Below are 14,131 nucleotides of genomic sequence, written 5' to 3'. Positions count from 1 at the left end.
TTGAATTCCACCGCAGGGAGCCTGCATGAACCCCACCTTCGCCTCCCTCAGCCTCGCCCACCTGCGTACCCTCGACCACCTGTTGCAGCTTAAAAACCTCAGCCACGCGGCCGAGCGCCTGGGCGTCAGCCAATCGGCCCTTAGCCGCCAGTTGGCCCACCTGCGCGAAGCCTTCGATGATCCATTGCTGGTGCGCCAAGGGCGTGGTTACGTGCTTAGCGAACACGCCGAAGCCCTGGTCGAGCCTTTGCGCCAGGTGCTCGAAGAACTGCACGCGCTGCGCCAGCCCGCCATCTTCGACCCGGCGCGTTGCGAGCGGCGGTTCTGCCTGGCCGCTTCGGATTATGTGGCCGAGCACATGCTGCCGCTGCTGGTGGCGGCGCTGGAGCGCGAAGCGCCAGGTGTGTCGCTGGAGTACCGTACCTGGCAGGCAGGCCAGTACGCCTTGCTGGCCAGCGGAGAAATCGACCTGGCGACCACCTTGTTCGACGAGTCGCCGCCCAACCTGCATGGGCGGCTGCTGGGTGAGGACCGCGCGGTATGCCTGATGCGCCAGGATCACCCGCTGGCCGCGCAGGCCGCGCTCAGCCAGGCCGACTACCTGGCGTACAAGCATGTGCGCATTTCGGGCGGTGGCGACAAGGACAGCTTCATCGACCGGCACTTGCGTGCGCAGGGCCTGCAGCGGCGGGTCAGCCTGGAAGTGCCGTTCTTCTGCGCCACGGTACAAGTGATTGCCAACAGTCAGGCAGTGGCCACGGTCCCCGAGCATATTGCCCGGCAGTTGTGCCGTTTACATCACCTGGCCTGGCGGCCACTGGGCTTCATTGACCACAGCCAGCGCTATTGGGTGGTGTGGCACCAGCGCCTGCAGGCTTCGGCCGAGCACCGCTGGTTGCGCAACCGGGTGTTCGAGCTGTGGCGTCATTCGCAGTTCGGGGTGCAGGGTGGGCATGCGGGTTTGCCATAGCAGCTATGCGTGAAGCGGGGTTATTCCGCTGGGGATAGGTGCCTAGACTGGGGCATTGTGTTGATTGAGCGGCTTCTTCGCGGCTGTAGGCGCGGGTTTACCCGCGAAAGGGCCAGCACAGGCAATGGATAACCCCAGGAGAGCTAGCGTGACCCCCGAACAATTCCGCCAGTATGGCCACCAACTGATCGACCTGATTGCCGACTACCGTCAGACCGTGGGCGAACGCCCGGTCATGGCCCAGGTCGAACCTGGCTATCTCAAGGCCGCCTTGCCCGCAACTGCCCCTCAACAAGGCGAACCTTTCGCGGCCATTCTCGACGACGTCAATAACCTGGTCATGCCCGGCCTTTCCCATTGGCAGCACCCGGATTTCTATGGCTATTTCCCTTCCAATGGCACCCTGTCCTCGGTGCTGGGGGACTTCCTCAGTACCGGTCTGGGCGTGCTGGGCCTGTCCTGGCAATCCAGCCCGGCCCTGAGCGAACTGGAAGAAACCACCCTCGACTGGCTACGCCAGTTGCTTGGCCTGTCTGGCCAGTGGAGTGGCGTGATCCAGGACACCGCCTCGACCAGCACCCTGGTGGCGCTGATCAGTGCCCGTGAACGCGCCACTGACTACGCCTTGGTACGTGGTGGCCTGCAGGCCGAGCCCAAGCCTTTGATCGTGTATGTCAGCGCCCACGCCCACAGCTCGGTGGACAAGGCTGCACTGCTGGCAGGTTTTGGCCGCGACAATATCCGCCTGATCCCCACCGACGACCGCTACGCCCTTCGCCCAGAAGCACTGCAGGCGGCGATCGAGCAGGACCTGGCTGCCGGCAACCAGCCCTGCGCCGTGGTTGCCACCACTGGCACCACGACGACCACAGCCCTTGACCCGCTGCGTGCGGTGGGCGAAATCGCCCAGGCCAATGGGCTGTGGTTGCACGTTGATTCGGCCATGGCCGGCTCGGCGATGATCCTGCCCGAGTGCCGCTGGATGTGGGACGGCATCGAGCTGGCCGATTCGGTGGTGGTCAACGCGCACAAATGGCTGGGTGTGGCCTTCGATTGCTCGATCTACTACGTGCGCGATCCGCAGCACCTGATTCGCGTGATGAGCACCAATCCCAGCTACCTGCAGTCGGCGGTGGATGGCGAGGTGAAGAACCTGCGCGACTGGGGCATTCCGCTGGGCCGTCGGTTCCGTGCGTTGAAGCTGTGGTTCATGTTGCGCAGCGAGGGTGTCGATGCATTGCAGGCGCGGCTGCGGCGTGACCTGGATAATGCCCAGTGGCTGGCGGGGCAGGTCGAGGCGGCAGCGGAGTGGGAAGTGTTGGCGCCAGTACAGCTGCAAACCTTGTGCATTCGCCATCGACCGGCGGGGCTTGAAGGGGAGGCGCTGGATGCGCATACCAAGGGTTGGGCCGAGCGGCTGAATGCATCCGGCGATGCTTATGTGACGCCGGCTACACTGGACGGGCGGTGGATGGTGCGGGTTTCGATTGGTTCGCTGCCGACCGAGCGGGGGGATGTGCAGCGGCTGTGGGCACGTCTGCAGGACGTGATCAAGGGCTGAAGCCTTCGCGGGCAAGCCCGCTCTCTAGGGATCGCATCAGGGCTGAAGCCTGTACGGTACCTGTGTGAGCGGGCTTGCCCGTGAAGGGGCTGCAAAGCAGCCCCTGCAATCTATCAGTGACTCACCGTCTGAAAGCTACCTTTACGGCTGGCTTCATAGGCAGCCTTTTCCATCGGCTTGGCGTCTGGGTTGCCCAGGTCATCCATCGCCAGGCGGTGGGTTTCCGGGGCAATGTAGGCCGCCAGGGCGCACACGCCGGTGATGAAGAAGGCCAGCCCACCGACTACCAGCGGAATGTTGTCCGAGCCCGGCGGGGCAACCATTGCGAACAGCGCGGGCAGCATGGCGGTCAGCATGGTGCCGATGTTCTGCGCGATGGCCATGGCCGTAACGCGGTAGCGGGTGTGGAACAGCTCTGGGTAGAAGCTTGGGAACACCGCGTTGTAACCCTGGTAGACCATGCCCCACATGACGATCGAGGCGGCGAACGCCATTGGCACGTTCTGGATGCTGATCGCATACAGGTAGACGAAGGCCAGCAGGCCAGAGCCCAGGCAGCCAGCGATCATGGTCGGGCGACGGCCGATCTTGTCCGACAGGTTGCCCACGAACGGGATCACCAGCACCGCGACGATGTTGCCGACCACCGGAATCCACAGGTACACGCTCTTGTCGAAGCCGATGCCATACGCCGGCTGCACCGCGTAGGCCGCACCGAAGATGGTGGCCACGACCGGGATCACGTTCATCAGGGCCATGAACATCACCAGCACCATGTGCTTCCAGCTGTGGCGGAATGCCTCGCTGATGGGCGACTTGGCAACCTTGTCCTGTTTCTCTTCTTTGACGAACGCTGGGGTTTCGTGCACTTCCTTGCGGATGATGAAGCCGGCAATCAGCACGATGGCGCTCATCAGGAACGGAATGCGCCAGCCCCATTCGGTAAAGGCTTCGCTGGGCATGAAGTAAGCCAGTGGCAGGAATACCGCCGCCGCCAGAACCTGGCCCGCTTGCACACCTTGCAGGGTGAAACTGGCGTAGTAGCCTCTTCGGCCAAACGGCGCGTGCTCCATGATCATCGAGCTGGCACCGGAAATTTCCCCGGCCACGGCAAAGCCCTGGATCAGGCGCAACACCACCAGCAAGGCCGGTGCGAGGTAGCCGATGTCGTGGTAGGTGGGTAGCAGGCCGACAGCCATGGTCGACAGGCCCATCAGGAACATGCACAGCAGCAGGACGTTCTTGCGACCGCGGGTGTCACCCCAGTGGCCCAGTACGAAGGCGCCGATCGGGCGCGCCAGGTAGCCCACGCCATAGGTGGCCAACGAGGCAATGATGGCCATTTTCGGGTCGGTGTTAGGGAAGAAAATCTGCGGGAAAATCAGCGCAGCGGCCTGGGCGTAGATGAAGAAGTCGTAGTACTCGAGTGCCGAGCCTATCCATCCACTGGCGGTCGCTTTCTTTGCTTGCGAGCTGGAGTGAGCCATCGTTGTCTCCGTTGTTATTGTTGTTTGCGCAGGTTCCGCCAGAGGTTATGCCAAGGCAGGAGGCAACGGTCGGTGTGCCTGCGTCTGTGGTCCATGTTGACCACGGGCCCGCGGTCTAGCAATTCGCTAAAACGGGTTTTGTGCGATAATCGAACGCAAAACTAACCATTCCGTACAAAGAGATTGAAGCGACGACTTTACCTGCGAATAATCGATCGTGCCATAAACTGTGACAGGGGTTGTTTGCCCGAATGGCACCGTATTCTTCCAACAACAAGGAACTCCCGCCATGCAGCGTTCGATCGCTACCGTGTCCTTGAGCGGCACTCTGCCGGAAAAGCTCGAAGCCATCGCCGCCGCCGGTTTTGACGGCGTCGAGATCTTCGAGAACGATCTGCTCTATTACGCTGGCAGCCCGCGCCAGGTGCGCCAGATGTGCGCCGACCTGGGCATTGCCATCACCTTGTTCCAGCCTTTCCGCGACTTTGAAGGCTGCCGCCGTGACCGCCTGCAGAAAAACCTCGACCGCGCCGAACGCAAGTTCGACCTGATGCAGGAGCTGGGTACCGACCTGGTGCTGGTGTGCAGCAACGTCCAGGCCGATGCCCTGGGTGACGAGCAACTGTTGGTCGACGACCTGCGCCTGCTGGGCGAACATGCCGGCAAGCGTGGCCTGCGCATTGGTTACGAAGCGCTGGCCTGGGGCCGCCACGTCAACACTTACCAGCAAGTGTGGAACCTGGTGCGCCAGGCCGACCACCCGGCACTCGGGGTGATCCTCGACAGCTTCCACACCTTGTCGCTCAAAGGTGACCCCAGCGCGATCCGCGACATCCCCGGCGACAAGATTTTCTTCGTGCAAATGGCCGATGCGCCGATCCTGGCCATGGATGTGCTGGAGTGGAGCCGCCACTTTCGCTGCTTCCCGGGGCAGGGCGAAATGGACATGGCCGGTTTCCTGGCGCCGATCCTCGCCACGGGTTACCGTGGCCCGCTGTCGCTGGAAATCTTCAACGACGGCTTCCGCGCCGCACCGACCCGGCAGAATGCCGCCGACGGCTTGCGTTCGCTGCTGTACCTCGAAGAGCAGACCCGCTTGCGCCTGGAGCAGGAAAACATGCCGATCGAACCTGGCGTGCTGTTCACCCCGCCGCCGGCCAGCGCTTATGACGGCGTGGAGTTCCTGGAGTTCGCGGTCGACGAAGCCGTCGGCGCGCGCCTGGGCAACTGGCTGAAGCGCCTGGGCTTTGCCGAAGCCGGCAAGCACCGCAGCAAAGAAGTGCAACTGCTGCGCCAGGGGGATATCAACATTGTGCTGAACGCCGAACCGTATTCCTTTGGCCACAACTTCTTCGAGGCCCATGGCCCCTCGCTGTGCGCCACTGCGCTGCGGGTCAAGGACCAGCAAGCGGCCCTGAAGCGGGCCACCGCCTTCCGTGGCCAGCCGTTCCGCGGCCTGGTCGGCCCCAATGAATGCGAAGTGCCGGCGGTGCGTGCGCCCGATGGCAGCCTGCTGTACCTGGTAGAGCAGGGCACTGCCGGCCACACCCTGTACGACACCGACTTCAGCCTGGACAACAACGCAACCGCGACCGGCGGCCTGCGCCGCATCGACCACATGGCGCTGGCCTTGCCGGCCGAGTCGCTGGACAGCTGGGTGCTGTTCTACAAGAGCTTGTTCGACTTCGCCGCCGACGACGAAGTGGTGCTGCCCGACCCGTATGGCCTGGTCAAGAGCCGCGCCCTGCGCAGCCAGTGCGGCACCTTGCGCCTGCCGCTGAACATCTCGGAAAACCGCAACACCGCCATCGCCCATGCGCTGTCAAGCTACCGTGGTTCGGGCGTGCATCACATCGCTTTCGATTGTGACGACATCTTCCGTGAAGTGGCGCGGGCCAAGCTGGCAGGGGTACCGCTGCTGGAAATCCCGCTGAACTATTACGACGACCTGGCGGCGCGTTTCGATTTCGACGACGAGTTCCTCAGCGAACTGGCGTACTACAACGTGCTGTACGACCGTGACGCTCAAGGTGGCGAGCTGTTCCACGTGTATACCGAGCCGTTCGAGGAGCGTTTCTTCTTCGAGATCATCCAGCGCAAGGCGGGGTACGCCGGTTACGGCGCTGCCAACGTTGCGGTGCGCCTGGCAGCCATGGCCAAGGCTCGAAGCGGAGCGGCGCGCAAGCCGGTGCTGTAGTCGCCTGCACCGGCCTGTCTTGTGGGAGCGGGGTGAACCCTGCTTCCACAGGATCGTGACGGCCCGATTCAGTGACGCTCAGCCACCATCAACAACGACTGCGGCACCGCGCTCTGCGGGTGCTGCGGTTCCTGCAGACTGAACAGTCTCAACCCCGCCATGTCCAGCGCATTCAGCCAGCTGGCCAGGGTGCGGAAATACCAAGGCATCGGTTGCCAATCCCCGGCGAACCCGGCAAAAGACTCCTCTCGCCAGCCATCCTGATAATTTCCACCGGCCACGCTCCACGGGTGCAGGGTCTGGATCACCAGCGCACCGCCGGGCACCAGCAAAGTACGCATGGCCGACAACAGTTCAATGATGTCCTGGTGCAACAGCGCGAAGTTGGCGCAGATCAGGTCATAGTCCTTGCCAACATGCACCTTCGCCTCAGCCAGCTGCGCATAGCTGGCCAGGTGCACCTCACCCGCGCCCGCAGCCTGCGCTGCATCCACCAGGGAGCTGTCGCCGTCGACGCCCACGGCCTCGATACCCCGGCTGGCCAGCGCGCGCAGCAGCCAGCCCTCACCGCAGCCCAGGTCAAGTACCCGTTCGGGCTGGCGGGCGAGGATGGCCAGCAGGATGGCCTGGTCGGTGACCTGGCGACGGCTTTCGATGGCGCCGCTGCGTACGGCGTCGATCCAGACTTGGGCGTTATGGTGCCAACTGTCGAGCAAGGCGTCTTCAGGGTTGCGCATGATCGGCTCCATCAGCGGAAAAGGTGAAGGGCAAGCCCGGCAACGGCGCAGCCGATCAACACGTGTATCACCCCGCGCTTGTAGCGGAACAGCGCCACAGCCGCCGCGAGCGCTATCACAGCCGAGGACCAGTGGAACGCGCCATCGAACCCGGCCGGCCACAGCACGTGGTAGCCGAAGAACAGCGCAAGGTTGAGGATTACCCCCACCACCGCCGCAGTGATCCCGGTCAGTGGGGCGGTGAACTTCAGTGCGTTGTGGGTCGACTCCACCAGCGGGCCTCCGGCGAGGATGAACAGGAACGAGGGCAGGAAGGTGAACCAGGTCACCAGGCTCGCTGCCACTGCGCCCGCGAGGAACGCCTGGTGGGCGCCGAACATCGGCTGCAGGTAGCCGCCGACGAAACCGACAAAGGCCACCACCATGATCAGCGGCCCGGGCGTGGTCTCGCCCAGCGCCAGGCCATCGATCATCTGCGTGGGCGACAGCCAGCCATAGTGGCCGACAGCCCCTTGATAGACATAGGGCAGCACCGCATAGGCACCGCCGAAAGTCAGCAGCGCCGCCTTGGTGAAGAACCAGCCCATTTGCGTCAGTGTGCCGTGCCAGCCAAAGGCCGCCATCAGCAGGCCCATGGGCAGAAGCCAAAGCGCTGCAACTGCCAGCAGCAAGGTCACCAGGCGGCCCCAGCTGAAGCGGGCGTGCGCGGGTATCGGGGTATCGTCGTCGATCAACGCCGGGCGCTGGCGGGGGCTGGCTGCGCTGTGGCCACCACCGGGCGCGAACTGTGCCGGCAGCAGCCGGCCGCCGACATAACCCAGCAGTGCGGCCGCCAGCACGATCAGCGGGAAGGGGACGTCAAGCGCGAAAATGGCCACGAACGAGGCCGCGGCAATCGCCCATAGCCAGCCGTTCTTCAACGCCCGCGTGCCAATGCGGTGGGCGGCATGCACGACGATGGCGGTCACGGCCGGCTTGATCCCTTCGAAAATCCCGGCGACCACCGGTACTTCGCGCCAGGTCAGGTACACCCACGACAGGCCGATCAGGATGAACAGCGACGGGAGCACGAACAGAGCGCCGGCCATCACCCCGCCCCAGGTGCGGTGCATCAGCCAGCCGATGTAGGTGGCCAGTTGCTGGGCCTCGGGCCCGGGCAGCAACATGCAGTAGTTGAGGGCATGCAGGAAACGCCGTTCACTGATCCAGCGGCGCCGCTCCACCAGCTCCTGGTGCATGATCGCAATCTGCCCGGCCGGGCCGCCGAAACTGACGAAACCCAGCTTCAGCCAGAACAGCAATGCCTGGGCCAGGCCGACAGAGGCGGGTGTTTGCCCGGCAGTTGCTTGCAGGTGTTCAGCCATGCGGTGTGCCCTTGCTTTCAGCCAGTCGCAGCGCGTTGGCGCTTGATTCGGTACATGTGCCCGTCAGCATGGCGCAGTAACATGTCGGCATCGTTGCCGTCTTCGGGAAAGCGGGCCACGCCAATACTGCAGGATGGTGCATCGATGCCGGCAAACTCGGCATCGAGCGGTTCAGCCATGACCGCGAGAATGTACTGCACGTGCGTGGCAATGGCCTCCGGCGACGGGCAATCGGGCAATAACACGGTGAATTCGTCACCGCCCATCCGCGCTACCGTGCCAGCCGCCCCTACGCAGCTTTCCAGGCGGCGGGCCAGTGTGCACAGGACCCGGTCACCCACGCTGTGGCCGTGGTTGTCGTTGATCTGCTTGAAGTCATTGATATCGAGGAACAGCAAGGCCAGCCTGCGGTTGTAACGCCGGGCCGCGGCCAGGGCAGTGTCCAGCCGTTCATTGAACATGGCGCGGTTGGCCAGCCGGGTCAGCGGGTCATGATGGGCGAGGAAGCGCAGTTCGTCTTCGGCCTTGCGCTGGGCGGTAACGTCCCGCGCCACGCCGATACGCGCCTGGGCCTCCTCGGACCAGCAGGCCGCCCACAGAATGTGCACCACGCTGCCATCCTTGCGAAGGTAACGGTTGCAAAAGTCGTAGTGCGGCTGGCCGTTCATCACCCGCATGATCGAGGCGCGCGTGGCCGCGAGGTCGTCAGGGTGCATGTAGCGGGTAATCGGCGTGCCGATCAGTTCGCAGGCCTCGTAGCCCAGCAGTGTCTTGCAGGCATCACTGACGAACACGATCTGGTTGTCCCTGTCGACCACGAATACCGTGTCCAGCATCAGGTGGATCAGCCTGGGATACAACGCTTGCAGGTCTACGGGCATGGCTCAGGGTGTCCGCGGCAGGGTGACCGATCATAGCCTGAAGGAATACGTCGCAGCTACGGCAGCCTGCAGGGCGGGTGCCCCTTCCTTGAAACTGGCAACGACCGCATCGAAAGGGGTGGGTCTCGTGGATCGTTGCCACCGGTCAGGCCTTGCTGGCCTGTTCGCAGTACAAGGCTGCTCGTGCAGGGGCACTTCATAGCTTGAGGTCGCTATCAATTGCTGACTATCAGCTCCGGCCCCAGGTAATCATTGATCTGCTCGATATCATCATCCCCCAGGCTGCCCACCGACGAGGCCAGCCGCAGGCGCGACATCAGGTAGTTGAGCTTGGCCTCGAACAGATCATGGCGGGCGTCATACAGCAGCTCCTCGGCATTGAGCACATCCGAGTTGGTGCTGGTGCCACCTTCCTTGAAGCCCTTGCGGGTCGAGGTCAGCGAACGCTCGTTGGAGGTCACGGCCTTCTCCAGTGCCTGAATGCGCAGGGCGCCACTCTGTACGCCACGGTATTCGCGGGTCGTGTTGGAAATCACCTCCTGGCGAGTGGCGTCCAGCTCATCCAGGGCCTTGGCGCTGTTGGCGCTGGCCTGGCGGGTCAGGGCACGGGTGCTGCCACCGCTGTACAGCGGGATGTTCAGCTCCAGCCCGATCGAGCTGTAGTGGTTGCGCTGGTTCAGCTCGGAAATCGACTGGCTGCTGCCTGCGGTGTAACCCGCCACGAAATCCAAGGTCGGGTAATGCCCGGCGCGGGCGCGGTTGACTTCTTCCTCGGCCAGCGCGTAGCTGTGCCGGCGCGCATGAATCAGCGGGCTGTCAGCCTGGGCTTTGACCAGCCACTCCTGCAGGTTGCCCGGCATCAGCGGCGGGGTGCTGAAGCCCGCCTGCAGGGTGGTCAACGCCTGCGGGGTTTCACCAATGTATTCCTCCAGCTTGCGCCGGGCGTTGACCAGGTTGTCCTGGGCGTCGATCAGGTCGGCCTCGGCCAGGTCGCGCCGGGCCACCGACTCGTCGACGTCGGTGATGGTGCCGGCGCCCAGTTCCTTGCGCCGCTTCGCCGATGCCAGCTGCTCCTCGAACGCGTTCAGCTTGGCCTTGGCCAGGGTGATGGTTTCGCTGGCCAGCAGCACGTCGAAGTAAGCGTCGGCCAGGCGCACCGCTGCGTCCTGGCTCTTGGCATCGAACACCGCCACGCTGTAGTCGGCGCGTTGCTGGCCCTGGCGGTACTCGGCCATCTTCTGCTTGTTGAACAGCGGCTGGCGCAGGCGCACGTTGGCGCCCTTGGAGTCATAGTCGAGGTCATTGTCCTGGCCATTCTGGCGCTGGCTGCCATTGACCTGGTTGAAGTAGGCCGAGGCGTTGATCTGCGGCAGCAGGCCGGCCTCGCCGATGGCGCGGTTTTCGCCACCGGCTTGTTTTTCATGCACGGCAGCGCGGTAGACCGGGCCCTGGTACTGCAACAGGTCCCAGGCTTGCTTCAGGTCCATGGCACTGGCCTGTACGGCAACTCCCAGCAGGCACACCATCAGGCATGGGCGTTTCATGTCATTGCTCCTTGAACGCGGCGTCCACACGTTCGAGCATTGGTTTGAGCAGGTAGCTGAGCAGGTTGCGCTCGCCGGTCTTGATGGTGACGGTGGCAGGCATGCCGGGGCGGATGTGGTTGCTGCCCAGCAAGCCCATGCCGGCCGGCGTCACTTCGACCTGGGCCAGGTAGAACGGCTGCTTGCTTTCTTCGTCGAGCAGCCGGTCGGCGGAAATGGTTTTTACCCGGCCGGGAATGTTCGGTGTCTGCGCATGGTTGAAGGCCGGGAAAGCGATGTCCACGGCAAGGCCTGGGACCATCTTGTCGATCGCCTGCACCGGGATCATCGCATCGACCTGCAGCGGCTGGTCGAGCGGCACCACTTCCATGATCTTGGCCCCGGGCTGGATGATGCCGCCGACCGTGGCGATGCTCAGGCCCTGCACCATGCCGTCGATCGGCGAGCGGATCACCGTGTGGGTCACTTCATAGTCCAGTGCGCGCAAGCGATCGGCCAGGGTGGTGTTTTCCTTGGCGGTATCGGTCAGTTGCGACTCCACCTCCTTCAGGTAATCGTGCTGGCGCTGCAGGATGCGCAGCTTGATCTCGGTGGCCTGGCTGCGCGCCCGGGCAATGTTATTGAGGTTTTCGGCCTGGCCGGCGGACAGGTCGGCATTGCTGCGCTCCAGCTCCAGCAGGCGATTGCGGGGTACATAACCTTCGGCGGCCAGTACCCGGGTGCCTTGCAGTTCCTGGTTGAGGAAGCCGATCTGCGAGGCGCGGGCGCCGTACACCTGCTGCAGGCCCTTCAGTTGCACTGCCGAGGCAGTCAGGTTTTCTTCAAGGATGCTCAGTTCACCGGCAAGGCCCGCGCGGCGGGTATCGAGCAGGCGCTGTTGCAGGTCCATGGCGGCCAGCAGGCGTGGGTCATTGGCGTAGTGTTCCAGCAGGGCAGGGTCGAACGTCACGGTATCGCGGCCATCGCGCTCGGCTTCCAGGCGGTTTTCCACGGTCTTGCTGACGATGTACTGGGCGCTGAGTGCGCCTTGTTCGGCCACCGCACGCAGGGCATCGAGGCGCACCACTTCCTGGCCTTTCTTCACCACATCGCCTTCGCGCACCATGATCGCTTCAACGGTGCCCCCGCTCAGGTGCTGGACCGCCTTGCGGTTGCTGGTGACCTTGACCGTACCGGTGGCGACCACGCCGGCGTCCAGTGGCGCCAGGCAGGACCACAGCAGGAAGCCGCCGAAGCCGGCGATGACCAGCCATACGCCCCAGCGTACCGGGCGGCCCGCGTCCAGGTCGATCAGGTGGCTGGTCTCGGCGGGGATCAGTTCGGCATGTTGAGTCATCTGCATGGTTGGTTACTCCCGTACTTTGACCGAAGCCAGCGGTGCCGCAGCCGTTGCCGGAATCACCGCGGCCTTGCGCAGCGCGGCGAACACTTCGTCGCGGCTGCCAAGCATGTGCACACCGCCGTCGCGCAGCATCAGTATCTGGTCGACCGCGCACAGCACATTGGGCCGGTGGGAAATCAGCACCACCGTGGCGCCGCGTGCCTTGAGCTCGGCCAGGGCATCGACCAGGGCTTTTTCACCCACGTCATCGAGGTTGGCGTTGGGCTCGTCCAGCACCACCAGGTTGGGCTCGCCATACAGGGCGCGGGCCAGCGCGATGCGTTGCTTCTGGCCGCCAGACAATGGGCTGCCATCGGCGGCCAGGCGGGTGTCGTAACCCTGCGGGAAGCGCAGGATCATGTCGTGTACACCGCTGCTGCGGGCAGCACGGATCACCGCGTCGCTGTCCACCTCGGCAAAGCGGGCGATGTTTTCGGCGATGGTGCCTTCGAACAGCTCCACGTCCTGCGGCAGGTAGCCCAGCCACGGGCCCAGTTCGGCCTTGTTCCAGGTGAAGATATCGGCGCCGTCCAGGCGCACCTTGCCGGCCTGGGCCGGCCACACACCTACCAGCAGGCGGGCGAGGGTGGACTTGCCCGAGGCCGAAGGGCCGATGACACCCAGGCTGTCACCCGGGGCCAGGCTGAAGCTCACCCCGCGTACGATGCTGGTGGTGCTGCCAGGGGCGCCGGCGATCACGTTCTCCACGGCCAGCATGCCCATCGGCCGCTGCAGCGACATGCTCGGTGGCCGTTGCGGGTAGTCCTGCAGCAGGTCATTGAGCCTGCCCCAGGCCAGGCGGCAGCCCAGCAGTTGCTTCCACGCGGCGATCACCTGTTCCACCGGGCCCAGGGCTCGGCCGGTCAGGATCGAGCAGGCGATCATCATGCCGGGGGTGATCGTCCCCTCGATCGCCAGCAGCGCGCCGGTGCCGAGGATCAGCGATTGCAGGGTGATGCGCACGAAGCGCCCGGTGCTGCTGATCAGCGCCGCGCGGTCGGAGGCCAGGGTCTGCATCTGCAGGATGCGCAAGTGGCCCTGGTACCAGCGCTTGCCGATTGACGGCAGCATGCCCATGGCTTCGATCACTTCGGCGTTGCGCAGGTTGTTGTTGGCGTAGCTGGCTGACGACATGGCTGCCTGGTTGGCTTCGGCCAAGGGCTTTTGCGTAGCCTTTTCAGTGAGGTAGGCCAGCCCGACCAGGATCAGCGAGCCAATCGTGGTGACCAGCCCGAGCCAGGGGTGGATCAGGTAACAAACCAGCAGGTAGATCGGTGTCCAGGGGGCGTCGAAGAACGCGAACAGGCCGTTGCCGGTGAGAAACTGCCGAACCTGCGCCAAGTCCTGCAGGGCCTGGGCCGGGTTACCGCCGGCACGGCTCAGGTTGCGTTCGAAGGCAGCGCTGAAGAGGCGCCGGTTCAGGCTCATGTCCAGGCCGTTGCCCACCCTTATCAACACCCGGGTGCGAACCATCTCCAGCGCCGACATCAGCAGGAACAGCCCGACCACCAGCAAGGTGAGCATGCCCAACGTCGTGACGTTGCGGCTGACCAGGGCGCGGTCGTACACCTGCAACATATAGATGGCTGGCGTCAACATCATGACGTTTATCACGCCGCTGAAGGCGGCTAGGGCGTAGAAGCTGCGGCGCAAGCGAAACAGCACGTCGGCCAGCTCGGAGCGGGTGCGTGGTGGCTTAGCCATCGGGGGGCCTCCCTTCATCACAAAGCGGGAAGCCCTTGCGGCGCCCCGTAAAACGGTAGTTGTGGCTTCTTGGTCGGCTCGCAGGCGGGTCGCTCTGATGGCGATATTGGCCAAAACGCTGCGTTGCTCCCACATGCAGCAGCGTAGGTTGCAACGAAACATTCGGTAATATCATTTTGCTCTATAAATACTTTGAACTTTTTATAAGTCACAGGAAAACAGTGAGTTGCATCGCATTATCATCGGCCGAGATTTTTTTGACGAAATATTGACAAGCTTTTGGCCTACGACTTTAGTCTGAAGTA

10 protein-coding genes are annotated in these 14,131 nt (G+C 63.8%); 3 read left to right on the top strand and 7 right to left on the bottom strand.

Going from position 1 to position 14,131, the window contains the following annotated elements; all coding sequences use genetic code 11:
* The first annotated feature begins 25 nt into the window (after window positions 1-25).
* Window positions 26-970 (top strand): LysR family transcriptional regulator, encoded by a 945-nt coding sequence (locus I8746_RS04260; RefSeq protein ID WP_012052835.1) that lies wholly within the window; start codon window positions 26-28, stop codon window positions 968-970.
* A 148-nt stretch (window positions 971-1,118) separates the two neighbouring features.
* Window positions 1,119-2,531 (top strand): DOPA decarboxylase, encoded by a 1,413-nt coding sequence (locus tag I8746_RS04255; protein ID WP_221100190.1) that lies wholly within the window; start codon window positions 1,119-1,121, stop codon window positions 2,529-2,531.
* Between the two features lie 113 nt (window positions 2,532-2,644).
* Here the strand turns inward: I8746_RS04255 and I8746_RS04250 are convergent, their stop codons facing one another.
* A complete protein-coding gene (locus tag I8746_RS04250; RefSeq protein WP_014753522.1) occupies window positions 2,645-4,018 on the bottom strand; it encodes an MFS transporter in 1,374 nt (457 codons plus the stop codon).
* A gap of 289 nt (window positions 4,019-4,307) precedes the next feature.
* On the opposite strand from I8746_RS04250, the gene quiC reads away from it, so the two are divergent.
* The gene (gene quiC / locus I8746_RS04245; RefSeq protein WP_221100189.1) at window positions 4,308-6,215 is read left to right on the top strand and encodes a 3-dehydroshikimate dehydratase QuiC; all 1,908 of its coding nucleotides are present in this window, start codon (window positions 4,308-4,310) and stop codon (window positions 6,213-6,215) included.
* A gap of 68 nt (window positions 6,216-6,283) precedes the next feature.
* Here the strand turns inward: quiC and I8746_RS04240 are convergent, their stop codons facing one another.
* The 6 genes from I8746_RS04240 to I8746_RS04215 form a co-directional block, all read right to left on the bottom strand.
* Window positions 6,284-6,952, bottom strand: a complete 669-nt coding sequence (locus I8746_RS04240) for a bifunctional 2-polyprenyl-6-hydroxyphenol methylase/3-demethylubiquinol 3-O-methyltransferase UbiG (RefSeq protein WP_012052832.1) — start codon at window positions 6,950-6,952, stop codon at window positions 6,284-6,286.
* Between the two features lie 11 nt (window positions 6,953-6,963).
* Window positions 6,964-8,316 (bottom strand): chromate efflux transporter, encoded by a 1,353-nt coding sequence (gene chrA, locus I8746_RS04235; protein ID WP_012052831.1) that lies wholly within the window; start codon window positions 8,314-8,316, stop codon window positions 6,964-6,966.
* Between the two features lie 17 nt (window positions 8,317-8,333).
* Window positions 8,334-9,197, bottom strand: a complete 864-nt coding sequence (locus I8746_RS04230; RefSeq protein ID WP_012052830.1) for a sensor domain-containing diguanylate cyclase — start codon at window positions 9,195-9,197, stop codon at window positions 8,334-8,336.
* Between the two features lie 215 nt (window positions 9,198-9,412).
* Entirely contained in the window at window positions 9,413-10,741 is a 1,329-nt protein-coding gene (locus I8746_RS04225) for a TolC family outer membrane protein (protein WP_012052829.1), read from the bottom strand.
* 1 nt (window position 10,742) lies between these two features.
* On the bottom strand, window positions 10,743-12,083 hold the full coding sequence (locus I8746_RS04220) for an HlyD family type I secretion periplasmic adaptor subunit (protein ID WP_012052828.1): 1,341 nt from the start codon (window positions 12,081-12,083) through the stop codon (window positions 10,743-10,745).
* 6 nt (window positions 12,084-12,089) lie between these two features.
* On the bottom strand, window positions 12,090-13,826 hold the full coding sequence (locus I8746_RS04215) for a type I secretion system permease/ATPase (RefSeq protein WP_012052827.1): 1,737 nt from the start codon (window positions 13,824-13,826) through the stop codon (window positions 12,090-12,092).
* Window positions 13,827-14,131: the final 305 nt, after the last annotated feature.

Origin of the sequence: Pseudomonas sp. USTB-Z, from assembly GCF_019691255.1 — a bacterium.
Classification (GTDB): domain Bacteria; phylum Pseudomonadota; class Gammaproteobacteria; order Pseudomonadales; family Pseudomonadaceae; genus Aquipseudomonas; species Aquipseudomonas alloputida.
The sequence above is the reverse complement of the archived record's forward strand: the minus strand, read 5'-3'. Positions and strand labels throughout refer to the sequence as shown.

Coding starts and splice junctions, on each gene's coding strand:
- I8746_RS04260 (WP_012052835.1), top strand. CDS start 26: ATGAACCCCACCTTCGCCTCCCTCAGCCTCGCCCACCTGCGTACCCTC.
- I8746_RS04250 (WP_014753522.1), bottom strand. CDS start 4,018: ATGGCTCACTCCAGCTCGCAAGCAAAGAAAGCGACCGCCAGTGGATGG.
- quiC (WP_221100189.1), top strand. CDS start 4,308: ATGCAGCGTTCGATCGCTACCGTGTCCTTGAGCGGCACTCTGCCGGAA.
- I8746_RS04240 (WP_012052832.1), bottom strand. CDS start 6,952: ATGCGCAACCCTGAAGACGCCTTGCTCGACAGTTGGCACCATAACGCC.
- chrA (WP_012052831.1), bottom strand. CDS start 8,316: ATGGCTGAACACCTGCAAGCAACTGCCGGGCAAACACCCGCCTCTGTC.
- I8746_RS04230 (WP_012052830.1), bottom strand. CDS start 9,197: ATGCCCGTAGACCTGCAAGCGTTGTATCCCAGGCTGATCCACCTGATG.
- I8746_RS04225 (WP_012052829.1), bottom strand. CDS start 10,741: ATGAAACGCCCATGCCTGATGGTGTGCCTGCTGGGAGTTGCCGTACAG.
- I8746_RS04220 (WP_012052828.1), bottom strand. CDS start 12,083: ATGCAGATGACTCAACATGCCGAACTGATCCCCGCCGAGACCAGCCAC.
- I8746_RS04215 (WP_012052827.1), bottom strand. CDS start 13,826: ATGGCTAAGCCACCACGCACCCGCTCCGAGCTGGCCGACGTGCTGTTT.